This is a genomic window from Muricoccus radiodurans, assembly GCF_050154705.1.
Taxonomy (GTDB): Bacteria; Pseudomonadota; Alphaproteobacteria; order Acetobacterales; family Acetobacteraceae; genus Roseomonas; species Roseomonas radiodurans.
Genome location: NZ_CP189561.1, coordinates 5,122,420 through 5,143,537, shown reverse-complemented (window position 1 = coordinate 5,143,537; position 21,118 = coordinate 5,122,420). Strand labels below are relative to the sequence as shown.

Genomic DNA, 21,118 nt, shown 5'->3' with positions numbered 1-21,118 from the left:
CCGGAGGTCGCAAGCTAGAGCGGCGCTAGCCCGGTACCGTCTGGCGCGCGGCGAGTCGCCGCCGCCGGGCGAGGGTGACGCTGCCGTCGAAGGTCGAGAGGGCGCGGCGCTGCTCCGCCGCCTGCCGGGCCGCCTGGGTGACGAAATCCGTCGTCGCCAGCGCCTCCTCGATGCGGATTGTAATCCCGGTCAGGGTCGCCTCCGGACCATTGGGGAGCTTCGCGTGGAAGGCCCGCATCTGCTCCGCCACCTCCGGCGCCACCGCGCCCGCGGCCGTCCGCATCAGCTCCCGCAGCATCGCGACCGCCGGCTGGTCGCCCGCCTCGGCGCGCTCGCAGCCGAGGGTCACCAGCGCCGCCTCAATCCGGGCCGGCGCGTCGAGCAGGGCGGCGCGGTCGAGATAGTCGCGGCCGATCACCGCGGACGGGTTCCTCAGCGAGAGGCGGAACCGCTCGACGATGACGCGGGCGGTCTCCAGGTCCATGTCCGGAGCGGCCGGCGCGGGCGCGGGCACGCCTCTCCCGCGCTCATCAGGTCTCGTCTCTCGCTTCCAGAACGTCCAGAATTTCCAGAAGGGCATAGCGGAAAGGCCCCGTTTCAAAGCGGCCGGACCCTATGCGTTCGCTTCCGGCCAGACAACGATCCGTCCGCCGCGAACGCGTCGCGTCCGTCGCGCCTGATGCCGTCTGCCCCTCTGGCAACGCCGGGCGCACCGACTTTCCGGTGCGGCCACCAAAGGCAGCCATCCGCCACCCGGACGCAGACCGAAGCACCCTACCCCGCCGCGGCCGCGATCGCCTCCACGGTGAAGGGCATGCGCCGGACGCGCACGCCGAGCGCGTCGTGGATCGCGTTCGCGATGGCGGCCACGGTCGGTCCCGTCGCGCATTCCCCGACGCCGAGCGGCCGCTCCTCCGGCCGCGCGATGAGCCGCACCTCGGCCTCCGGCACCTCGGAGAAGCGCAGGATCGGGTAGCCGTCCCAGCTGTTGCTCGTCACGGCGCGGGCGTCGAAGGTCACGGCCTCCTTCAGCGCGATGGAGACGGCCTGCACGGCGCCGCCCTCGATCTGGTGCGCGGCGCCCTCCGGGTTCACCACCTCCCCGGCATCCGCGGCGATCCAGAGGCGGCGGACGCGGATCTCCGCCTCGGCCTCGACCTCCGCCACCACCGCGCACCAGGCGCTCGTGCCCTTGTAGCGGGCGTAGGCAAGACCGCGCCCCCGCCCTTCCCCGCGGCCCGCCGGCGCGGGCCCGGCCATCGCCGCGGCCGCCTCGATCACGGCGCGGGCGCGGGGATCGGCGAGATGCGCGAGGCGATACTCGACCGGATCGCGCCCGGCGGCCGTGGCCAGCTCGTCCATGACGCTCTCGATCGCCAGCACGTTCGCCATGGCGCCCAGCGCGCGGAAGGAGGAGGTGCGGAGCGGCATCTCGAGCCAGCGATGCACCCGCACTGAGAGCCCGCCGGTGTCATAGGGCGGCGTGCCGTTGCGGTCCGCGCCGCCGCCCGTGGCCGGGCTCGGGTTCAGCGCCGGCGGCTGCTCGAAGGAGTGTTCGAGATGCCCGGCCGCGAGCAGTGACGGCAGCGGCGTGAGGCCGGGGCGGGTGACGTGGCCGTTGCCGTGGATGTCCTGCTTCCACGACAGCAGCCGCCCGTCCTCCGCCACCGCCGCCTCCACGGAGACGAGCATGGCAGGGGCGAAGGGCGACCAGCCCAGCTCGTCCTCCCGGCTCCATTGCAGGCGGACCGGCGTGCCGGGGATCGCGCGCGCCACCAGCGCCGCGTCCAGCGCCACGTCGTCGGCGCCGTTGTGGCCGTAGCAGCCCGCCGCCTCCCGGTGGTGCACGGCGATCGCCTCGATCGGCAGGCCGAGCGCGAGGCCGAGGTCGCGGCGCAGGCCGAAGATGTTCTGAGAGTGCGACCAGACCTCCAGCGCGCCCCCGCGCTCCGCGGTCCAGCGGGCGACGGCGCAGCTCGGCCCCATGGAGGCGTGGGCGAGATAGGGGCGGAAGAAGTCCGCGCGGAGGGTCCGGGCCGGGGTGGCCGGCGGCTCCGGGCGGTCGGCGATCAAGACCGTGTCCACCGGCCCCGCCCGCATCCGGTCCGGCAGCTCGGCGGCCGGTGGCAGGCTGTCCCGCTCCGCCCAGCGCGCGCAGGCGGCGATGCGGGGCGCGACCGCCGCCACCTCTGCCTCGGTCTCACAGACGACCGCGAGGAAGCTCCCATCCGCCACGATGCGCGCCCCCTCCGGAGCCTCCGGCACCGCCACGAGGCGCGCGCCGCGGGAGGGCGGGCGGATAACGCGCGCGAAGCGCATTCCCGGCAGGCGCAGGTCGTGCAGGAAGCGCGGCGCGCCGAACACCTTGTCCGGCAGGTCCAGCCGGGGCGCTGCCGTGCCGGCGACGCGCCGGGCCGAGGGGTCCTTCGGCCGCACGCCGTGCGGCGCGTCGGTCTCGAGCAGGCCCGAGGCCGCCTCCGCCCAGTACGAGCCGACCTCCCGCCCATCGGGCGCGAGGAAGCGGCCGTCCTCCACCCGCAGCGCCTCGACCGGGACGCCGCTGCGCTGGGCGACGACGCCCAGGTGGATGGCCCGCGCCGCCGCGCAGGCGTGGCGCAGGGCGAGGCCGCTGTCCTCGACCGAGCGGCTGCCGGAGGTCACGCCCTCGTTCGGGCTGGACTCCGTCGTCGCCGGCTCCACCGAGACGCGGGGATAGGCCACGTCGAGCTCATCCGCGACGATCTGCGCGAGCGCGGTCAGGATGCCCTGGCCGATCTCCACCTTGCCGGGGGTGACGACCACGCGCCCCTCGGGCAGGACGCGCAGCCACCGCGAGAGGCGCCGGTTCGCCTCCAGGCTGCCGGGCAGCTTCGGCGGCGCGGGCGGCGGTCCGACATCGGCACTGCGCGGGGGCGCGGCATCCCCCGGCGGGTTGGCCGGGACGGTGCCGCTCACGCCGCCGCCCTCATGGCCGCCGCGGCGCGGAGCACGGCGCGGACGATGCGGTTATGCGCGCCGCAGCGGCAAAGATTCCCGTCCAGCGCGGCGCGCACCGCGGCCGCGTCGGGATCGGGGTTCTCCGCCAGCAGCGCCGCGGCCCGGACCAGGATGCCGGAGAGGCAGTAGCCGCACTGCCCCGCCTGCTCCTCCAGGAAGGCCGCCTGCAGGGGGTGCGGCGCGGCCGGAGTGCCCAGACCTTCCACCGTGCGCACGCCGCGTCCGGCCACCGCGTCCAGCGCCAGGGTGCAGGAATGGACGGCCCTCCCGTCCAGCAGCACGAGGCAGGCGCCGCAGGCCTCTGCCCCGCAGCCCCAGCGCGTGCCGAAGAGGCCGAAGCCGTCCCGCAGCACGTGGATGAGCGGCGTCTCGGGCGGCAGCTCCGTCGCGACCGGCTCGCCGTTCAGCGCGAAGGCCGTGGTCATCCGTCGAAGCCGTAGAGCGCGGCAGGATTGTCCACGAGGATCCGGTGCCGCAGCGCCGCGTCGGGCACCCAGTCCTCCAGCAGCTCCAGCAGCTCCGCGTCGTTCGGCATCACGCCCTTGAGCATGACATGCGGCCAGTCGCTGCCCCAGACGATCCGGTCCGGGGCCGCCTCCACCACCGCATGCGCCAGCGGCGCCACGTCGTCATAGGGCGCGCGATCCCGGGCAGAGATGCGGTAAGGCCCCGTCAGCTTCACCCAGCAGCGCCCGTCCCGCAGAAGCGCCAGGAACTCCCGGTAGCCGGGATGGGACATCGCGACCGCCGCCTTCGTGTAGCCGAGATGCCCGACCGAGACCGGGATCGGCAGCCGGCGTGCGATCTCTCGGAACTCCGCGCTCTCCTCGACATGCACCAGCAGCTCCGCGTGCCAGCCAAGGTCGCGGACCCGCTCCGCCACCGCCTCCAGCGAGGCGAGGGACCGGAAGGGCATGCCGCCCTTGTCCACGAGGTTCACCCGGAAGCCGCGCACCCCGCCCGCGTGCAGGCGCCGCAACTCGGCATCCGTCACCTCCTCGGTGACGGATGCGATGGCGCGGTACCGCGCGGGGTCCGTCGCCACCGCGTCGAGGATGGCGCGGTTGTCGGTGCCGTGCACGCTCGCCTGCACCAGCACGGCGCGGCCGATCCCGAGAGCACGGTGCAGCGCCTCCATCTCGGGCACGGGGGAATCCGGCGGCGTGTAGGCGCGCGTCGGCTGGTAGGGGTAGCGATCCGCCGGGCCGAAGACGTGCAGATGCGTGTCGCAGGCCAGCGGCGGAATCGGCAGCGCGGGGGCGCGCGGCGCCCGGTCCGGCGCGGCGCAGGGCGGGGCCTCGCTCATCCGCCGCCATCCAGCTGCGCACCAGAGATGCGGACCAGATCCCGCCAGCGCGGGATCTCCTCCGTCACGAAGGCGCGCAGCTCCTCCGGAGAGGAGGGCGCGGGCTCCGCGCCGAGCGCCTTCAGCCGGTCCCGCGTCGCGTCGCTGCCCAGGCCGCGCAGCATCGCCTCGTTCAGCCTTCGCACCGTGGCGGCCGGCGTCGCCGCCGGCGCGACAAGCCCGAAATACTGAGTCGCGAGATAGCCGGTCAGCCCCGCCTCCGACATGGTCGGCACGTCGGGCAGGGCGGTGGCCCGCTGCCCGTCCGCCACCGCCAGCGCCACAAGCGCGCCGCGGTTGATGTGCTCGAGCAGCGTCGCCGCCGGCTCGAACATCATGTCCAGCCCCTGGCCGCCGATGAGGTTCGTCACCGCCGGCGCGCTGCCGCGGAAGGGGATGTGAGTGATGTCGGTGCCGGCCATCTGGTTGAACAGCACGCCCGCCAGGTGCATCGCCGTCGCCGTGCCGGCGGAGCCGAAGTTCAGCGCCCCGGGCCGGCGCTTCGCCATCGCGATCAGCTCCGGCACGCTGCGCACGCCCAGCTCCCGCCGCACCGCCAGGACGATCGGCACCGTCGCGACCTTGCCGACGAAGGCGAAGTCCCGCAGCGGGTCGTAGGTGAGCCGGGGATAGAGGCTCGGGTTGATGGCCAGCACGCTGGTGTTCGCCATCAGCAGGGTCTGGCCGTCGGGCTCGGCGCGCACCAGCCGGTCCGCTGCCTCCAGCCCGCTGCCGCCGCCGCGGTTCTCCACCACGACGATGCCGCCCATCTCGCCGCGCATCGCCTCTGCCAGGACGCGTCCCACGCCGTCCGCGGTGCCGCCCGGCGGGGCGCCGACGACGATCACCAGAGGACGCGTCTGCGCCCGCACCGCCGGCGCGGCGAGGACCGAGAGCGAGGCGGCGATGGCGGCGCGACGATGGATCATCCCGGTTCCCCTCTAGCCCGCTTCCTGGCGCAGCGTCTCGATGATCCAATCGGCGGCGTGATCGATGCCGATCTGGCGGTCGTCCACATGGGCGTGCTGCGCACCGCCCTCCTCGGCCGTGAAGATGCGGAGCGACTTGCGGCGGGTGCCCAGCGCCTCGTGCAGCTTCGGGGCATTGGCGACCGGGATCACGCGATCCTCCGCGCCATGCGTGACGAGGAAGGGGCACTCCACCCGCGCGGCGGCGCCGGCCACGTCGAAGCGCTCCGCGATCGCGATGGCCGCTTCGTCGTCGGGCGCGCCGACCACCCAGCGGAACTGGAAGTTGGACTGCGCGATGGTCTGCCCCGCCGCCCGCGCCTTGTCCCGCACGCCGCGCTGGAAGCCGGCCAGGTCCCAGTGCGGCGCCGTCAGCGCCACGGCCGCCACGTAGCGCGGCTCATAAGCCGCCACGCGCACGGCGTAGTAGCCGCCGAAGGAATAGCCCATCACCACCGCGCGCCGCGGGTCCACATCGGGCCGGGCGGCGAGGTAGTCGAAGGCGGCGCTGCCCGCCACCTCGTAATCGTGGCGGGAACTCATCCCGCGCAGGCGCAGCGTCTCGCCCTGGCCCGGGCCGTCGATGGCCAGGGTGTGCATACCGCGTCGGGCGAACTCCAGCCCGGCGAAGAGCACGCTCATCTCCTTCGCGTTGTCCATGCCGTCGAAGACGACGACGACGGGCGCACGTCCCGTCACGCCCGGCGCCTTCATGAACAGCGCCGGCAGGGTGGTGCCCTCATAGGGCACCTCGACGAACTCGATCTCCGGGTGGCGGGCGCGGAGCCCGGCATGGAGCGCGCGATAGGAGCGCTCCCCCATGGCGCGCTTCTCCGGCCCGGGCGGGACGAAGCGTTCCCCGGTGAAGCGGATCATCCCGGCGCGTAGCAGGAGATGTCCCGCCGTCTCGGGGCTCAGCGCATCGGCAGCGCGCGCCTCCAGCGTGTCGGCCTCGGCGCTCCACTCCTCGGCCCAGGCGTTCGCTTCACCCTGGCGGCCGCGCAGCCGCGCGCCGATGCGGTCCAGGTCGCGCAGGGCCACCGCGCCATAGGGCGCCATGCCCTTGCAGACGAGCATGGCGTTCGACCACAGGAAATTCCCGGGGAAATGATCCGTCCAGCTCGGGACGGCGTCGGCAACCATGGCGCTTCCTGCTCTTGCTCTCCGGCGGCTCTCGTCCGGCCGCCTGAAATTGGGTAATCCAATTCGAGGTTGAGGCGCCCCCCGTCGCCCGTCAAGAAGATCCCATGGACGAGCCCCTCCCCCCCGCGCCGGGCGCCCGATTGTCGGAACAGGTCATCCACCGCATCGGCCGGCTGGTGGAGGATGGCGAGATCCGCCTCGACGACCGCTTCCCCAGCGAGCGCGCGCTGGAGGCCCGGTGGCGCGTCAGCCGCTTGGTGATCCGCGAGGCCTTCCGCGCGCTGGAGGTGCAGGGCGTGGTGGAGAGCCGCCCCGGCGGCGGGCGCTACCTCCGCGCGGAGAGCGTGCCGGACCTCACGCGCCTCCGGCGGATGCGGCTGGCGGCGGGGCGGGACGGGCTGCTGGCCCTGTGGGAGGCGCGGGAGGCGATCGAGGCCAAGGCCGCGGGGCTGGCCGCCCTGCGCGCCACGCCGGAGCAGGTGGAGGCCATCGCCCGCCCGCTGCGCATGATCGGCCTGCTGTCGCCGGAGGTCCTGCGCGGCACGGATTTCAACCGCGAGTTCCACCTCGCCATCCTCCGAGCCTCCGGTAATCCGCTGCTGGAGGAGATGGCCGCCGATCTCCTCTCCCGCTCCCAGGCCACGGGCTTTCGGCACCTGCTGGAGGTGGAGGACTGGGCCGCGCTGCAGCCGGAGCACCAGCCGATCCTCGACGCCATCGCCGCCCGGGATGGCGAAGCCGCACGGCGCGCCATGGTCAGGCACTTCGACGGGCTCCGCCGCAGCCTCGGCGCGGCGACGGGGGACGAGGGAGGCTTCTGATCGGCTGTGGTGGCGGCCCTGGGGAGAGGGAGAAGGAATTCTCCCTCTCCCCAGCCCCCCTCACCCGCTTCTCTTTTTGTCAGGCTGCCGCGGAAGGCGGAGACGGGGTCACGCCCATCTCCACCTTCCGCGGCAGCCCGATAGAAAAAGATGAGTGGGGGTCCGGGGGAGAGAATTCCTTCTCTCCCCCGGGGTCTCCCGCGCCACCGCTCAATCCAATCGAGAACCGGCCCGCTCCCCGCGCAGCAACGCCGCACCAACGAGCAGCGCCGGAAGGCCACACAGGATGAAGCCGAGGCCGTGCCGCCCCGTCACGCCGAGGATGAGGGCGTAGACCAGCGGCATCAGCAGCGCGCCGACCTGCCCGAAGGAGAGCACGCCGCCGGTGGCGGCCCCGCGCATGCCCTCCGGCGCCAACCGCGCCGTCTCGGCCAGCAGCACGCCGTGCCAGGACATGACCGTAGCGCTCAGGCCGGCGGCCACGAGCCCGATCAGGAACACCGGCCAATCGGCATCATAGAGGCCCATCACGACCGCGCTCGCGGCCATGCCGAGGGCGAGGCCGCCCATCACCGTGCCGGGCGCGACATGCCCGCTGCCGAGCCAGCCCCAGAGGATGCGGCAGGGCACCGCGACGAACATCGCCACCGAGAAGACGAAGCCCGCCGGGGCCAGCCCGTGGCCGAGATCCGTGAGGTAGAGCACGAAATACGCGGTGAACACGGTCTGCAGTCCGTTGAAGGCGAAGCAGGCCAGCGCGAGGTGGCGCAGGTCACGGCTGCGCAGGACGGTCGTGACCGTCATCCCGAAATCGGACAGGCGGATCGCGCGGTCCGGCACCCGGTCGGCGTCGAATTCGCGCCGCAGCGGCTGGAGGGCGATCGCGAAGATCACGCAGGCCACGGCGGAAGCCAGCAGCGCGCTGCGCCAGCCCCACCACCCCGTCAGCAGCGGCCCGAGCAGCCCGCCCAGCAGCAGCCCCGCCGGCACCGCCGTCTGCTTGATGGAGAAGACGAGCGGCGCCTGTCGCGGCGGCGAGTAGCGGCCGAGGAGGTGCGAGCTGGCCGGGGTGGACACCGCCGCGCCGCCGCCCCCGATGATCGCGGAGAGCGCGAAGAGCAGCAGCGGCCCCACCGTGGCCGAGGCCAGCCCGATGGCGAGCAGGACGAGCGCCGCCTGGCTCATCCGCAGCGCACCGTGGCGCAGGATGAAGCCGCCGCAGCCGAGCTGGAACAGCAGCGCGGCGAGGGAGGCGAGCCCGACATAGACGCCGAGCCAGGCCGGATCGAGCGCGAGGTCCGCGATAATGGCCGGCGCGATGACCGGCGGCAGGGTCTTGCCGAGCGAGGCGAAGGTCTGCTGCAGGAACATCGCGCCGAGCGAGAGGAGCAGCAGGCCGCCGGGCGTGCCGAGGCGGCCCCTCATCGGGCGTGCCGCCGCTTCCGCACCACAGGTCTTCGGGTCACGCCGCTCAGTCGTTCTGCGCCCCGGAGAGGCGGACGATCTCGGCCCAGCGCGGGATCTCCTCTCGCACGAAGGCGGCGAACTCCCCGGGCGTCGCGGACATCGGCTCCGCGCCCAGGGCGAGGAGCCTTTCACGGATCTCGGCGCGCCCCATGGCCCGGTTCAGCGCGGCGTTGATGGACGCAACCAGCGGCACTGGCGTCGCGGCCGGCGCGACGACGCCGTGATACTGCGTGACCAGGAAGCCGGTCAGCCCGGCTTCCGACAGGGTCGGAAGCTCCGGCAGGGCGGCGGCGCGGCGTGCCCCGGCCACCGCGATCCCGCGCAGCGCGCCCGACTGGATCGGGCCGAGCAGCGTCGCCGTCGGCTCGAAGATCATCTGCACGCCCTGGCCCGCCAGCATGTCGTTCATCGCCGGACCGCTGCCGCGATAGGGGACATGTGTGATCTCCGTCCCGGCGAGACGGTTCAGCATCGCGACCGCCAGGTGCATCGCCGTCCCGTTGCCGGCGGAGGCCGCGTTCAGCCGCCCCGGCTGCGCCTTCGCGCGCGCGATCAGCTCCCCCGGGGAGGAGATGCCGAGGTCCGGCCGCACCGCCAGGACGAGCGGCCAGTTCGCCACCGGCCCGACGAAGGCGAAGTCCCGCATCGTGTCGTAGGGCTGGCGGGGGCTGAGCGCGTGGTTGATCGCGAGCACGTTCGTGTTCGCCAGCAGCAGCACGTGGCCATCCGGCGCCGCGCGGGCGACCGTCTCCGCCGCCAACTGGCCGCCCGCCGTGCCGCGGTTGTCCACGACGACAGTGGCGCCGCCCCATTCCTCCGACAGGCCGCGCGCGACGAGGCGACCCAGCGCGTCCGCCGTGCCGCCGGGCGGCGCGCCCACGATCAGCGTGACGTTGCGGGCCGGGAAGCCCTGCGCCCGGACGGCGGGCGCGGCGAGCAGCCCGCCCGTGGCCAGCAGGGCGGCCCTTCGCGTGATGGTCATGGCGTCTCCTCTGCGCTCAACGCAGCAGACCGGCGTCGCGCAGGAAGCGGCGCACGCCGGGGTGGATGCTGTCAGGGCCTGGCGCGGCGGCCACCGTGTTCTCCGCCGTCGTCTCGCTCGCCTGCGGCAGGCGGCGGGCGATGTCGGCCCGGGCGGCATGCAGCGCGGCGGCCAGACGGTGGCCGCTCTCCTCCGGCAGGCCCGGGCGGGCGAGGACGACGCTCCAGTTGCCGACCGTCGGCACTGCCGCGTCCTGGCCGCGATAGCTGCCGGCGGGAAGCGCCATCTCCTTCAGGGAAGCATCGGCCGCCAGGATGCGCGCCCGCTCCGCCGCATCGGGCGCCAGGAAGCGGATGCCAACGGGTGAATCGGCGATCGCGACGAAGCCCGGCCAGCCGACGCCCGCGCCCCAGAAGGCGGCGACCCGCCGTTCCAGCACCATGGGCGGACCGTCCCCCGCGCGGTCCAGGAAGACCGGGTCGAAGTCCCGCTCGATGTCGAGGCCGAGCCCCGCCATCACCTGCCGCGCGAGCACGACGAGGCCAGAGCTGCGCGCACCCCAGGCGATGCGCTGGCCGCGCAGCGCCATGATCCCGCGCTCCGGCGCGTCGGCGCGCAGCGCGAAGAGGCCGGGGCTGGAATACATCGCCGCCGCGAGGGTGATCCCGGCACCGCGCCCGAGCGCCGCCGTCGCCGTCTCCCCCGCGACCAGGGCGATGTCGAGGCGACCATCGGCGAGCAGGCCGACATTCTCCAGGCTGCCGGCGGTGTTGCGCGTCTCGATCACCAGGGCCGGGTCGGCGGCCGCGATGGCGGCCGCGAAGGCCGCGCCGAAGACAGGGAAGCCGCCGCCCGGCGTCGCCGTACCGAGGGTGAGGCGCAGCGGCGCCTGCGCCCGGCCGGCCGCCGGCAGCACGGCGCCTCCCGCTGCGCCGATCAGGACGTCACGACGATCGAGCCCCATGCGCGTCCCCGCCTCCCTCTTCGCCCGCCCGGCCTTTGCCCGCGCCCAGGCGGGATGCCGGATCGGCGCCGTTCCTCCGCGCTGGCCGCGGTTGCCGGAGGATTCCCCGGAACCGAGATCATGCGGGCTGGCGCCCGCGCCGGGCAAGGCGGCCGCCGCGCGACGGCCGCTCAGGGAGCCGCCACCTCGATCTCCAGCCGCATCCGCGGGTGAATGCCGCAGAAGGCGACGAAGCGGCCCGGGCGGTCGAGACGCCAGCGCACGGTCTGGCCGGGGTCCTGCACCCCGCTGTTCAGCCGCAACTCGGGCGCGTCCACGCGGATGTTGTGTATCGTGGTATCGTCGTTCGCGATCTCCAGCACGCCGCCGCGCGTGAGGGAGACCCGCCCCGGCGCGAATTGCCGCCCGCGCTGCGACACGCGGGCCAGGCGCTGCGGCGGCCCAGCCGAGGGCGGCGTGGCGGGAGGCGGCGTGGCAGCGCGCGGCAGGGGCGCATCGGGCGAGGAGGTGAGGGTCGCGAGGAAGGCGAGAAGATCGGCGCGATCCGCGGGGGAAAGGTCCAGCCGCCGCGGCAGCTCGGGCGCCAGGGTCGGGCGTTCCTCCACGCCGGCGGCGTAGTGGTCCACCACGGCGGCGAGCGTCGGGACCGATCCGTCATGCATGTAGGGCGCGTCGCCGCCGCGCAGCGTCTCTCGTAGAGTGGGCGTCTTGAAAGCGCGGTCGGCGCGGGCGATCCCGATCACCGGTCCGCGGCCGAGGTCCGGCGCGGCGCCGGGCCGCGAAGGCAGGCCGATGTCGTAGAAGGCGTAATCGGTGAAGGCCCAGCCGGAATGGCAGGCGGCACAGCCCCCACGCCCGGTGAAAAGATCGAGCCCGCGCCGCTCCGACGCGGTCAGGGCGCCGTCGTCGCCCTCCACCCAGGCGTCGAAGCGGGTGCGCGGGGAGACGAGCGTCCGTTCCCAGGCGGCGATGGCGCGCGTGAGGTTCCGCCGCGACACCGGCGCCGGATCGTCCGGAAAGGCGGCGCCGAAATCCCGCCGCCACGAGGCATCGCGCCCCAGCCGCTCTACCAGGGCGTCCAGCGGCTGGCCCATCTCCTCATGCGCCTCGATCGGCGCCTCGGCCTGGGCCTCCAGCCCTTCGGCACGGCCATCCCAGAAGAGGAAGGGCGCCCAGGCGAGGTTCCAGAGCGTCGGCGTCCGGCGCCGCAGCGGCCGTCCATCCGCGCCGCGCGCCAGCGGCCGTCCATCGGAGAAGCCCCGCGCGGGCTGGTGGCAGGAGGCGCAGGCCGTGGTGCCGCTGGCGGAAAGAGCCGGGTCGAAGAAGAGTCGCCGTCCCAGTTCTTCCTTCGCCGGGCTCGCCGGGTTGTCCTGGGGCGCTTCCGGCAGGCCGTCCGGGCGGCGGAAAGCCACCCGCAGCGCCGAGTCATCCGGCGCAGGCCCTGGCGTCGCAACGGCGAGCGCCGTCGCCCCCGCCGCAAAGGCCAGCGCCGCGCCCAGCCCGAGATCGAGAAGCCGGGTCCCGCTCAGCGCCATCCCTGCGCGGCCAGCTCGAAACGCGAGACGAGGGCCGAGACTTCCCCGGGGGTGAGCACCGGCACATCGGGCGGGCGCGGCGCGGGCCAGGCGCGGCGCAGCGCCGCCATCGCCTCGCCCGCGGCATCCCAGGACGCCGCGCTCCTCGCCCGCAGCGCCGCCTCGTGGCGCGCCAGCAGCGCGACCGTCTCCGCCACGAAGCCGCGGCTGTCCTGGTACTCCACGACATTCGCGAAGCGCCCGTCCTCGAGGGCGGCCGCGTATTCCAGATCGGCGGCGCGCAGGGTGCGGGACGCGACGTCGCCGATGAAGGGCGTGCCCTCCCGCACGCCGGGCGGAATGCCGGCCCAGGCGCGGTCCACCTTCGCCAGCAGGGCGCGGTGCAGCGCCTCCAGCTCCGGCCCGCCGCGGCGCCGGCGGACGCGGGTGGCCAGCGCGTCCAGCTCCGCCGCGAAGCCCGTCAGCCGGCGCCGCCGCAGATCGGGGCGGAGCTTCGCGTAGATCTCCTCGGCGGGGTGAAGGAAATGCACCACCGCCTCGTTCCAGGCACCGAGGCGGGCGAGCTCCATCCCGACCGAGAGATGGCCCCGCACCTGCATCAGCCGTACGGCGAAGACGACATCCGGCGGCGCCTGCGCGAGGACTCCGGCCTCGCCCCCCTCCCCGCCCTCGCCCCCTTCGCCGCCCTCTCCGCCCCCGCGTCCGGCCGTGCCGCGGGCAGCAGGCGCGGCGTGGCCGCCATGCGTCTGAGCCTGGGCACCGCCCGCCATGGCGAAGACGCCGAGGCCGAGCCAGAGCTTCGTGCGGTGCGTCACCAACGGTGGGCGGGGTGTCTCGGGATCGTCGGGCATGGGGCCTCCTGGCGCGGTGCGAACCGGCGGGGTCGCGCCGGCGCCGTGCGGCTGCGCACGGGACGATGGCGGCCGGCACGCCGGACCGCATCCGCCACGGGCAGGGCCGGCGCCGCCCCGATGGGGACGGCCCGGCCTCAGCCGACCATAATGAGAAGGGCTCGCAATTGCGAGGTCCCCCGCCCTCAGCCGCCCGCGGCCCCCTGGGTGTTCACGTAGAGCGCGTAGACCGAGTGGCTCGCCGCCATGAAGAGGCGCGAGCGTCCCCTCCCGCCGAAACAGACATTCGCGCAGCGCTCCGGCAGGTGGATGTGGCCGATCGGCGCGCCGCTGCTGTTGAACACGCGCACGCCGTCCAGCTCCGGATCACCCATGCCCCAGCCGCACCAGAGGTTCCCGTCCACATCCACCCGGAACCCGTCCGGCGTGCCCGGCCCGGCATCGAGGAAGACGCGACCGTTGCGCAGCCCCTCTCCATCCACGTCGAAGGCGCGGATCACCCGCGGCCGGGACCGGGATTCGATGACGTAGAGGATCGACTCATCCGGCGAGAAGGCGAGGCCGTTCGGGCCGAGCACATCATCCGCGACGATCGTCGCCCGCCCCGTCACCCCATCGAGGCGGTAGATGTTCCCGGCGCCCGGGATCTCCTGCTCCGCCTTGTGACCCTGGTAGTGGCCGGCGATGCCGAAGGGCGGATCGGTGAACCAGATCGAGCCGTCCGACTTCACCACGATATCGTTCGGAGAGTTCAACCGCTTCCCCTCGAAGCGGTCCATCAGCACGGTGACGGTCCCGTCATACTCCGTGCGCGTGACGCGGCGGCCATGCTCGGCCGTGACCAGCCGGCCCTGCCGGTCCCGCGTGTTGCCGTTCGCGAAGTTGGCCGGATGGCGAAAGACGCTCGTCGTGCTGGTGATCTCGTCCCAGCGCATGATCCGGTCGTTGGGCAGGTCGCTCCACAGCAGCGTGCGGCTGTCGCCGAACCAGACCGGCCCCTCGGCCCAGCGGCAGCCCGTGGCCAACCGCTCCACGCCGGCCAGCGGCAGGTGATACTTCTCGAAGCTCGGGTCCAGCGCGCGGATGGCCGGATCGGGGTAGCGGGTGCTCGGTTCCCACATAACGGGCATGTCCTCGAGTTCGGCGCTCAGGCCAGACGGGGCGAGAAGGCGGTGGCGCGCAGGATCTTCACCTCCTGCGCGACGAAGGAGCCGGCGTTGATGCGCTTGAATGCGGTCCATCCCGGATCGGCCTCCAGCGCCGCTCGGCGCGCCTCCCGGTCCGCCAGATTGTCATAGGCCCAGAGATGGACGACCTGGTTCAGCGTCCCGATCTCCGTCACGAAGAAGCCCAGCAGCCGACCGAGATGCTTCAGCTGCAAGGGCAGCGCGTGCTCCTCATACCGTTTGAGGTACGCCTCCATCGTGCCGTGCGGCAGGGTGTAGGTACGGTGCTCGATGATCATGCCGCCTACTCCGACCGGATGCCGGCGCGCTGCACGAAGGGCACCCAGCGGTCGTAATCCGCCGCGAACTTCGCGCGGAAGGCGGCCCGGTCCAGCGGCGCGCCGAAGCCGGCCTCCGCCAGCCGCGCCGCGACCTCCGGATTGGCGCGCGTGCGGGCGAGACCGGCCTCCAGCTCCCGCAACACCGCATCCGGCACCCCGGCGGGCGCGAGGACGGCATACCAGTTGCTCATGTCCAGCGCGGGCAGCCCGACCTCCGTCGCCGTCGGCACGTCGGGAAGGTGCGGGGAGCGCTGCGTGTCATAGACCACCAGCGGCACGACCCGGCGATCCAGCACGAAGGGCCGGAGCACCGGGATGTCGGCGTTCAGCATGTCGATGTTGCCCGCCACGAGGTCCGTGATCGCCGGCGCCGCGCCGCGATAGGGCACATGCGTCGCCTGCGATCCGGTGGCGATGTTGAACAGCTCGCCGCCGATATGCATGGTCGAGCCGACTCCGGTGGAACCGTAGCTCAGCCGCTGCCCGCGCCGCGCCATCGCGACGAGGTCCGCCATGCTGCGCACGCCGAGCGAAGGACGCGCCACCAGCATCGTCTGCACCGGGCCGAGATAGTAGAGCGGCTCCAGGTCGCGCCGAGGATCATAGGGCAGGTTCGGCACCGTGCCCGCGGTGATGACGAGGCTGGAGGTGGTGATCAGCAGCGTGTTCCCATCGGCCGGCGCGCGCGCCACCGCCTGGGCGGCGATGGTGCCGCCGGCGCCGGCCCGCGTCTCGATCACCACCGTCCGCCCGAGCTCGGTGCCGAGGGTCGGCGCGATCACTCGCGCGATCTGATCCACCGGCCCGCCGGGCGCAAAGCCCGACAGCAGCCGCAGCACCTCCGCCGCGCCGGCGGGCGGCGCCCCCAGGCTCAGCCCCAGCAGGCCGGCCAGAATCGCTCGGCGCATCACCGTTCCTTCCCCTCTGATTCTTGTTCCGCCGCTGGACGGCGGTCGCGTCACTTGTATTTCGTGCGGGCGAGCGTCCCGAGGTCCACGCCGGACGCGATGTCGCCCTTCTGCTTCGTGTCCCCGGCGTCGATCCGCTCGGCCTCGCGCAGCACCTCCTCCACGCGCGCGAGGGGGATGAAGACGATGCCGGCCTCGTCCGCCGCCACCACGTCTCCGGCCTCCACCAGCACGCCGCCGATGCGGACGGGGCCGTTTACCTCCACGGTGCGGAGGCGCCACTTGCCGGTGATCGGCGTGACGCCGCGGGACCAGATGGGAAAGCCGTTCTCCCGCGATGCGTCGGGGTCGCGGTGGGACCCATCGATCACCGCGCCCGCCAGGCCGGAGCGATGCGCGAGCGTCGCGGACTGGCCACCCATGTTGGAGACGCCCGCCAGCCCCTCGATCACCACGACATTCCCGGGTTCCGCGAGGTTGTAGGCCTCGTGCTCGCCCATGCCGCTCTTGCCGATCCGCGCGGCCTCGGTCGGGGTTTCCGGCCGCTCCGCGTTGCGCACGGTCACCGCCTGCCCCACGATCCGCTTACCCGGCAGGGTCGGCCGCAGCACGGACGCCGGCACCGCGCCGAAGAGGCCGAGATCGTCCATCGCGTCGGACAGCGCGCCCGTCAGGTCCTCCAGCGCGCGCAGGCGGTCCAGCAGGGCCGGGTCCAGCGGCGGCAACTCCATCCGGCGCACCGCCTCGCGCGGGACGCGGCCGGTCAGCGTCTTCTCAGGCTTCATACCTTGCTCCCATCAACCAGAGGCCAGCCTTCAATCGGGGCTGATGTTGTTCCGCCGGATGACCTCGCCCCACTTGGCGTTCTCGGAGGCGATGAAGGCGCCGAACTCCTCCGGGCTGTTGCCACCGGGGATGGCGCCCTGCTCGTTCAGTCGCTTCTTCACGTCCGCATCTTGCAGGGCCGCGATGGCCGCGCGCCGGATGGCGTCCAGCGGACCGGCCGCCATCCGCGCCGGGGCGATGAAGCCGTGCCAGTTGCTCGCATCCACGCCGGGCAGGCCGGATTCGCGGAAGGTCGGCACGTCGGGGATCCAGGACAGCCGCTCCGGCGTGCCCACGGCCAGCGCCCGCAAGGACCGGGCCTGGATGTTCGAGAGCAGCACGGGCAGGTCCGCGAAGCCGAGCTGCACCTCGTTGCGCAGCACCGCGGTCGCGAGCTGCCCTCCGGAGTTGTAGGCGATATGGACGAGGTCCAGCCCGGCCGCGGCCCGCAGCTGCTCCGCCGCGAGGTGCGGCATGGACCCATTGCCGGTGGAGCCGAAATTCAGCGAACCCGGCCGCGCCTTCGCGCCCGCGATCAACTCCTGAATCGTGCGGAAGGAGGAGGCGCCGGGCACCACCAGCGGCTCCGGCACCAGCGCGGCGAGCGTCACCGCCGCCAGGTCGCGCACGGGGTCGTAGGGCGTTCCGCGTCCCAGGCCGGGCGAGATCGCCAGCCCCCCCGCGCTGCCGATGCCGAAGGTGTATCCGTCCGGCGCCGCCTTCGCGATGAGGTCCACGCCCGTCACGCCGCCGGCGCCCACGCGGTTGTCGATCACCACGGGCTGGCCCAGCGTCTGCGCCATGTGAGGCGCGACGATGCGGGCGATGATGTCGCTCGGCCCGCCCGCCGCGAAGGGCACGATCAGCCGGATCGGGCGCGAGGGATAGGCGGGCTGGGCCCGCGCCGGCAGCGCGGCCGCGGCGCCGCTGGCCAGGACAAGCCGTCTCGTGATGCTCATGGAAGTCCCTCCTCCTTCGTTCTTCGTTCAGGCGGCCGGAAAGCCGGGCAGGCGGTAGAAGCGCGCGGCGCTGCGCCAGAAGAGATCCGCCTTCTCCGCCTCGCTCGCGCCCGCCGCGATGCGCTTCATCGCGTTCCAGCCGACGGCGTAGCTGTAGCTGCCCTTGTCCACCGGGAAGTTGCTCTCGAACATGCAGCGGGACGGACCGAAGGCGGCGATGCAGCCCTCCATCCAGGGCCTCCACGCCTCGGCCAGCTCCTCGGAGGACGGCGCGCGCTCCCGCGCCTCGAAGCCGAAGCCCGGCAGCCGCATGCCCAGGCCGCCGACCTTCACCATCACGTTCGGGCAGGCGGCGAGGTCGCGCATCGCGGCCGACCACTGGGCGAACACCTCGCCCCGCTTCCCCGCGAAGCGCCCGATGCCGAGCACGCCGCCGCAGTGGTTCAGCACGATCGGCGTCTCCGGGAAGGCCCGCGCGAGTGCCGTTAACCGGGGGATCTGGTGGAAGTAGAGCCAGGCGTCGTAGCTGAGCCCGAGCTTTCCGAGATGCGCGAAGCCCGCGCGGAAGCCGGGGCTGTCCAGCATGTCCTCGGCCGGCAGATAGGCCGGATTCAGCAATTCTGGCTCCGGGTCCCAGGTGGCGATGTGCCGGATGCCGCGAAACCTCCCCTCTGGCCCGCCACCCGCGGTGACATGGGCGTCCAGCACGGGGCGGATGGCGTCACCCAGGCGCAGGTCGGCGAAGCCGACGATGCCCGCGCAGACGCGGACGTCACCGTAGCCGCCGCTTGCGCACATGGCGGCGATGCCGTTGGCGAACTCCGTCTCGCCCACCGGCTTCATCGCCTCCGGCCCCTCGGCGCGATGCATCGCGCGCGCCTGGACGAGGACGGTCGCCCGCACGTCATGGCCGGTGCGGATGTCCGCCAGGATCTCGTCGAGCAGGTAGCGCCAGCCCGGCCGGTCCCAGAGGTGATGATGCGGGTCGATGATGAGCTGACCCGGGTCCAGCGCCTCTTCCCTCTGCGTTGCCAGCCAGTCGGGACGGACCGCGAGATAGGGCTGATGGCTGCTCATGCGTTGATCCTCCCGCCACCATGCACCCCTCTTCGCTGCGGACAACCGAAGGCGTGGGGCATGGGACCGTTTCCGTTCTGTCAGGCCAGCGCGGCGACCGGCGCGGGATCGCCGCCGAGCGCGCGCGTCAGCGCGGCCGCCTCCGCCATGACGAGCGGCACGCAGAGCGCCTCCGCCGCCGCGTCGAAGCGATAGAGCGGCATGGTGATGCCGATGGCCCCGGCCACCGTGCCGCGCGCATCCAGCACGGGCGCCGCGATGGCCGCGACCTCCGCCAGGCGCTCGCCGCGGCTGATGATGGGAAGATGCGGCGGTGGCGCGGTCGCTAGTGCCACCAGGGCGCGGCCATAGGCGCCGATGCCGAGGGGCGCGATCTCGCCGACGCGCGCGATCGTGCGTACGGGCTGCGGGCTGTCCAGGCGGAAGAGGCAGCGGCGCTGCTCGCCCTCCCGCACGAAGAAGGCGGCGCTCTCGCGGCTCTCCTCCCGCAGCCGGCCGAGCGCGGGCATCACGTGCTCCTCCAGCCGCAGGCCGCGCCGGAACCGTTCCCCCAGGACCAGGAGCTGCGGGCCGAGCGCGTAACCGCCACTGCCCAGACGCTGCACGAAGCCGTGGCTCTCCAGCGTGCCGAGAAGGCGCAGCGCGGTGGTCAGGTGCAGGCCGGCGCGGCGCGCGATCTCGACCAGGGGCAGCGCGCTCTCGCCATCCGCGAAGGTGCCGAGGATGAGCAGCGCGCGCTCGACCGCACGGACGTTGCCGTCCGCCTCCGGGCTCTCCGGCGCCGGGCTGGCCTTGGAGGGCCCCGGTCTGACCGCACGAACGCTCCTCATGGCTCACGCCATAGCAGCCGCTTCCACAGAATGGAAGTTGCTTGCGCTGTGCGGAGGCCGGGTGCTACCGAACCCGCCAGTACCCGGAGGAACGCCATGAACGGGATCGCGCGCGCGCCTGCGTGGGCGCCGCTTCGGCGGCGCCATGCGCTCGGGCTGCTGGCCGCCCTCGGCATAGCGCGGCCAGCGCTGGCGCAATCCTCCTGGCCGGCACGCCCGGTCACGCTCCTCGTCCCCTTCGCGCCGGGCGGCGCCTCCGACATCGCGGCGCGCGCCTTCAGCACGCGGCTGTCGGAACGGCGCGGCCAGCCCGTGGTGGTGGAGAACCGGCCCGGCGCCAACGGCCAGGTCGCGGCGCGGCTGCTCGCCCGCGCGACGCCGGACGGGCACACGATGATGGTCGGCTCGATCGGCGCCTTCGCGCTGAACGCGGTGCTCTACCGCAACCCGGGCTACGATCCGCTGGTTGACTTCGCGCCGGTGACGCTCGCGGTGACCACGCCCAACGTGCTCGTGGTGAATCCGGCCGTGGCGCCGGTCTCCAACCTCGCGGAACTCGTCGCCTGGATGAAGGCACGGCCCGGGCGCGTCTTCCACGCCACCAGCGGCATCGGCTCCTCGCCCCACCTGACGATGGAGCTCTTCACCCAGATGACCGGGACAGAGGCGACCCACGTCCCCTCCCGCGGCGGCGCGACGGCGGTGATGGACCAGTTGGCCGGCACCGTCCCCATCTCCTTCCAGGGTCTGGGCTCCATCATCGGCCCGGTGCGGGACGGGCGGCTGCGCGCGCTCATGGTCACGGCGGCGCGGCGCAGCCCCTTGCTGCCGGAGGTGCCGACCGCCGCCGAGGCCGGTCTCCCCGACTTCGACGTGAGTTCCTGGCAGGCCGTGATGGCACCGGCCGCGACGCCCGCGCCGCTGCTGCGGGAGATCGCCGCCGAGATCACCGCCATCCTGCGCGAGCCCGCCGTGGCGGAAGCCCTGGAATCGGGTGGCTACACCGTGGCCGGCGGCACGCCGGAGGAATACGGCGCCTTCCAGCGGGCCGAGATCGCGCGCTGGCGGCGCGTGGCGCAGGCCGCGAACATCGTGCTCGACTGACGGGGAGAAGACCATGGCGAAGCGCTTCGAGGGTAAGGTGGCGATCGTCACCGGCGCCGGCTCCGTCGGCCCGGGCTGGGGCAATGGCCGCGCCATCGCGGTCGGCCTGGCGAAGGAGGGCGCGACGGTCATCGGCCTGGACCGCAACCCCGATTCGATGAAGGAAACGGCCGAGCGCATCGCCGAGGACGGCGGTCGCTTCGAGCCCGGCACGCTCGACGTGCTCGACGGTGCCGCGATGGCCCGCACCGTCGCCGAGGTGGCCGAGCGTCACGGCCGCATCGACGTGCTGGTGAATAACGTCGGCGGCTCCGCCGCCGGCGGCCCGGTCGAGATGTCGGAGGAGGTCTGGGACCTCCAGATCGACACGAACCTCAAGAGCGTCTTCCTGATGCTCAAGCACGTCCTGCCGGTGATGGAACGCCAGGGCGGCGGCGCCGTGGTGAACCTCGCCTCCACCTCGGGCATTCGCTGGACCGGGGCGGCGCAGGTAGCCTACGCCGCCTCCAAGGCGGGCGTGATCCAGCTCTCCCGCGTGGTCGCCATCCAGTACGCCGCCAAGGGCATCCGCGTGAACACGGTGGTGCCGGGCCAGATGCACACGCCGATGGTGGAGGTTCGCCTCGCCGGCCAGCGCGCCGGCGGCGACGTGGACGCGCTGATCAAGCAGCGCCTCGCCCGCATTCCCATGGGCTTCGCCGGCGACGGGCGCGACACCGCGAACGCCGTGCTCTTCCTCGCCTCCGACGAGGCGCGCTTCATCACCGGCACGGAACTGGTCGTGGATGGCGGCATGTCCGTCCGCTGCGGCTGACCCCGCCCCTGTTCGAGCGGC

21 protein-coding genes are annotated in these 21,118 nt (G+C 73.5%); 3 read left to right on the top strand and 18 right to left on the bottom strand.

What is annotated here, in order from left to right:
• Nucleotides 1-25: 25 nt before the first annotated feature.
• The 6 genes from ACP6CK_RS23900 to ACP6CK_RS23875 all read right to left on the bottom strand — a co-directional run bounded on the left by ACP6CK_RS23900 (nucleotide 26) and on the right by ACP6CK_RS23875 (nucleotide 6,453).
• Nucleotides 26-514 (bottom strand): hypothetical protein, encoded by a 489-nt coding sequence (locus ACP6CK_RS23900; RefSeq protein WP_426955830.1) that lies wholly within the window; start codon nucleotides 512-514, stop codon nucleotides 26-28.
• A gap of 260 nt (nucleotides 515-774) precedes the next feature.
• Nucleotides 775-2,955 carry a molybdopterin cofactor-binding domain-containing protein gene (locus ACP6CK_RS23895; protein WP_426955829.1) on the bottom strand — a complete coding sequence of 727 codons (2,181 nt, stop codon included), beginning with the start codon at nucleotides 2,953-2,955 and terminating at the stop codon, nucleotides 775-777.
• Nucleotides 2,952-3,422 carry a (2Fe-2S)-binding protein gene (locus tag ACP6CK_RS23890; protein WP_426955828.1) on the bottom strand — a complete coding sequence of 157 codons (471 nt, stop codon included), beginning with the start codon at nucleotides 3,420-3,422 and terminating at the stop codon, nucleotides 2,952-2,954. Before ACP6CK_RS23890 ends, ACP6CK_RS23895 begins: the two co-directional genes overlap by 4 nt.
• The gene (locus tag ACP6CK_RS23885; protein WP_426955827.1) at nucleotides 3,419-4,303 is read right to left on the bottom strand and encodes an amidohydrolase family protein; all 885 of its coding nucleotides are present in this window, start codon (nucleotides 4,301-4,303) and stop codon (nucleotides 3,419-3,421) included. Before ACP6CK_RS23885 ends, ACP6CK_RS23890 begins: the two co-directional genes overlap by 4 nt.
• Nucleotides 4,300-5,271, bottom strand: coding sequence for a Bug family tripartite tricarboxylate transporter substrate binding protein (locus tag ACP6CK_RS23880; protein WP_426955826.1), 972 nt, complete (start codon nucleotides 5,269-5,271; stop codon nucleotides 4,300-4,302). Before ACP6CK_RS23880 ends, ACP6CK_RS23885 begins: the two co-directional genes overlap by 4 nt.
• A gap of 12 nt (nucleotides 5,272-5,283) precedes the next feature.
• Complete coding sequence (locus ACP6CK_RS23875) at nucleotides 5,284-6,453, bottom strand: alpha/beta hydrolase family protein (protein ID WP_426955825.1); 1,170 nt, start codon at nucleotides 6,451-6,453, stop codon at nucleotides 5,284-5,286.
• 104 nt (nucleotides 6,454-6,557) lie between these two features.
• Between ACP6CK_RS23875 and ACP6CK_RS23870 the strand changes: the two genes are divergently transcribed.
• A complete protein-coding gene (locus ACP6CK_RS23870; protein ID WP_426955824.1) occupies nucleotides 6,558-7,274 on the top strand; it encodes a FadR/GntR family transcriptional regulator in 717 nt (238 codons plus the stop codon).
• 210 nt (nucleotides 7,275-7,484) lie between these two features.
• Here the strand turns inward: ACP6CK_RS23870 and ACP6CK_RS23865 are convergent, their stop codons facing one another.
• The 12 genes from ACP6CK_RS23865 to ACP6CK_RS23810 all read right to left on the bottom strand — a co-directional run bounded on the left by ACP6CK_RS23865 (nucleotide 7,485) and on the right by ACP6CK_RS23810 (nucleotide 19,179).
• Nucleotides 7,485-8,699 carry an MFS transporter gene (locus ACP6CK_RS23865; protein WP_426955823.1) on the bottom strand — a complete coding sequence of 405 codons (1,215 nt, stop codon included), beginning with the start codon at nucleotides 8,697-8,699 and terminating at the stop codon, nucleotides 7,485-7,487.
• A 46-nt stretch (nucleotides 8,700-8,745) separates the two neighbouring features.
• Nucleotides 8,746-9,723 (bottom strand): Bug family tripartite tricarboxylate transporter substrate binding protein, encoded by a 978-nt coding sequence (locus ACP6CK_RS23860; protein ID WP_426955822.1) that lies wholly within the window; start codon nucleotides 9,721-9,723, stop codon nucleotides 8,746-8,748.
• A 16-nt stretch (nucleotides 9,724-9,739) separates the two neighbouring features.
• Nucleotides 9,740-10,834 carry a TAXI family TRAP transporter solute-binding subunit gene (locus tag ACP6CK_RS23855; RefSeq protein WP_426955821.1) on the bottom strand — a complete coding sequence of 365 codons (1,095 nt, stop codon included), beginning with the start codon at nucleotides 10,832-10,834 and terminating at the stop codon, nucleotides 9,740-9,742.
• Between the two features lie 23 nt (nucleotides 10,835-10,857).
• Nucleotides 10,858-12,222, bottom strand: a complete 1,365-nt coding sequence (locus tag ACP6CK_RS23850) for a cytochrome c peroxidase (RefSeq protein ID WP_426955820.1) — start codon at nucleotides 12,220-12,222, stop codon at nucleotides 10,858-10,860.
• Nucleotides 12,213-13,073 (bottom strand): hypothetical protein, encoded by an 861-nt coding sequence (locus ACP6CK_RS23845; protein WP_426955819.1) that lies wholly within the window; start codon nucleotides 13,071-13,073, stop codon nucleotides 12,213-12,215. The genes ACP6CK_RS23850 and ACP6CK_RS23845 overlap by 10 nt, the downstream gene beginning before the upstream one ends.
• Before the next feature lie 185 nt (nucleotides 13,074-13,258).
• Nucleotides 13,259-14,203 (bottom strand): SMP-30/gluconolactonase/LRE family protein, encoded by a 945-nt coding sequence (locus ACP6CK_RS23840; protein ID WP_426955818.1) that lies wholly within the window; start codon nucleotides 14,201-14,203, stop codon nucleotides 13,259-13,261.
• 17 nt (nucleotides 14,204-14,220) lie between these two features.
• Complete coding sequence (locus ACP6CK_RS23835) at nucleotides 14,221-14,538, bottom strand: NIPSNAP family protein (protein ID WP_426955817.1); 318 nt, start codon at nucleotides 14,536-14,538, stop codon at nucleotides 14,221-14,223.
• 5 nt (nucleotides 14,539-14,543) lie between these two features.
• Nucleotides 14,544-15,488, bottom strand: a complete 945-nt coding sequence (locus ACP6CK_RS23830; protein ID WP_426955816.1) for a tripartite tricarboxylate transporter substrate-binding protein — start codon at nucleotides 15,486-15,488, stop codon at nucleotides 14,544-14,546.
• Nucleotides 15,489-15,538: 50 nt separating this feature from the next.
• Nucleotides 15,539-16,273: an RraA family protein gene (locus ACP6CK_RS23825; protein WP_426955815.1), complete on the bottom strand. Its 735-nt coding sequence runs from the start codon at nucleotides 16,271-16,273 to the stop codon at nucleotides 15,539-15,541.
• A 30-nt stretch (nucleotides 16,274-16,303) separates the two neighbouring features.
• Nucleotides 16,304-17,272, bottom strand: a complete 969-nt coding sequence (locus ACP6CK_RS23820; RefSeq protein ID WP_426955814.1) for a Bug family tripartite tricarboxylate transporter substrate binding protein — start codon at nucleotides 17,270-17,272, stop codon at nucleotides 16,304-16,306.
• Nucleotides 17,273-17,299: 27 nt separating this feature from the next.
• Nucleotides 17,300-18,349 carry an amidohydrolase family protein gene (locus ACP6CK_RS23815; RefSeq protein WP_426955813.1) on the bottom strand — a complete coding sequence of 350 codons (1,050 nt, stop codon included), beginning with the start codon at nucleotides 18,347-18,349 and terminating at the stop codon, nucleotides 17,300-17,302.
• 80 nt (nucleotides 18,350-18,429) lie between these two features.
• The gene (locus tag ACP6CK_RS23810) at nucleotides 18,430-19,179 is read right to left on the bottom strand and encodes an IclR family transcriptional regulator (RefSeq protein ID WP_426955812.1); all 750 of its coding nucleotides are present in this window, start codon (nucleotides 19,177-19,179) and stop codon (nucleotides 18,430-18,432) included.
• Nucleotides 19,180-19,275: 96 nt separating this feature from the next.
• Here ACP6CK_RS23810 and ACP6CK_RS23805 point away from each other — a divergent pair, with 96 nt between their 5' ends.
• On the top strand, nucleotides 19,276-20,283 hold the full coding sequence (locus ACP6CK_RS23805; protein WP_426955811.1) for a Bug family tripartite tricarboxylate transporter substrate binding protein: 1,008 nt from the start codon (nucleotides 19,276-19,278) through the stop codon (nucleotides 20,281-20,283).
• 13 nt (nucleotides 20,284-20,296) lie between these two features.
• Nucleotides 20,297-21,097, top strand: a complete 801-nt coding sequence (locus ACP6CK_RS23800) for an SDR family NAD(P)-dependent oxidoreductase (protein ID WP_426955810.1) — start codon at nucleotides 20,297-20,299, stop codon at nucleotides 21,095-21,097.
• The last annotated feature ends 21 nt before the right edge of the window (nucleotides 21,098-21,118 follow it).

Coding starts and splice junctions, on each gene's coding strand:
- ACP6CK_RS23890 (WP_426955828.1), bottom strand. CDS start 3,422: ATGACCACGGCCTTCGCGCTGAACGGCGAGCCGGTCGCGACGGAGCTG.
- ACP6CK_RS23885 (WP_426955827.1), bottom strand. CDS start 4,303: ATGAGCGAGGCCCCGCCCTGCGCCGCGCCGGACCGGGCGCCGCGCGCC.
- ACP6CK_RS23880 (WP_426955826.1), bottom strand. CDS start 5,271: ATGATCCATCGTCGCGCCGCCATCGCCGCCTCGCTCTCGGTCCTCGCC.
- ACP6CK_RS23875 (WP_426955825.1), bottom strand. CDS start 6,453: ATGGTTGCCGACGCCGTCCCGAGCTGGACGGATCATTTCCCCGGGAAT.
- ACP6CK_RS23870 (WP_426955824.1), top strand. CDS start 6,558: ATGGACGAGCCCCTCCCCCCCGCGCCGGGCGCCCGATTGTCGGAACAG.
- ACP6CK_RS23865 (WP_426955823.1), bottom strand. CDS start 8,699: ATGAGGGGCCGCCTCGGCACGCCCGGCGGCCTGCTGCTCCTCTCGCTC.
- ACP6CK_RS23860 (WP_426955822.1), bottom strand. CDS start 9,723: ATGACCATCACGCGAAGGGCCGCCCTGCTGGCCACGGGCGGGCTGCTC.
- ACP6CK_RS23850 (WP_426955820.1), bottom strand. CDS start 12,222: ATGGCGCTGAGCGGGACCCGGCTTCTCGATCTCGGGCTGGGCGCGGCG.
- ACP6CK_RS23845 (WP_426955819.1), bottom strand. CDS start 13,073: ATGCCCGACGATCCCGAGACACCCCGCCCACCGTTGGTGACGCACCGC.
- ACP6CK_RS23840 (WP_426955818.1), bottom strand. CDS start 14,203: ATGCCCGTTATGTGGGAACCGAGCACCCGCTACCCCGATCCGGCCATC.
- ACP6CK_RS23835 (WP_426955817.1), bottom strand. CDS start 14,538: ATGATCATCGAGCACCGTACCTACACCCTGCCGCACGGCACGATGGAG.
- ACP6CK_RS23830 (WP_426955816.1), bottom strand. CDS start 15,488: ATGCGCCGAGCGATTCTGGCCGGCCTGCTGGGGCTGAGCCTGGGGGCG.
- ACP6CK_RS23825 (WP_426955815.1), bottom strand. CDS start 16,273: ATGAAGCCTGAGAAGACGCTGACCGGCCGCGTCCCGCGCGAGGCGGTG.
- ACP6CK_RS23820 (WP_426955814.1), bottom strand. CDS start 17,272: ATGAGCATCACGAGACGGCTTGTCCTGGCCAGCGGCGCCGCGGCCGCG.
- ACP6CK_RS23815 (WP_426955813.1), bottom strand. CDS start 18,349: ATGAGCAGCCATCAGCCCTATCTCGCGGTCCGTCCCGACTGGCTGGCA.
- ACP6CK_RS23810 (WP_426955812.1), bottom strand. CDS start 19,179: ATGAGGAGCGTTCGTGCGGTCAGACCGGGGCCCTCCAAGGCCAGCCCG.
- ACP6CK_RS23805 (WP_426955811.1), top strand. CDS start 19,276: ATGAACGGGATCGCGCGCGCGCCTGCGTGGGCGCCGCTTCGGCGGCGC.
- ACP6CK_RS23800 (WP_426955810.1), top strand. CDS start 20,297: ATGGCGAAGCGCTTCGAGGGTAAGGTGGCGATCGTCACCGGCGCCGGC.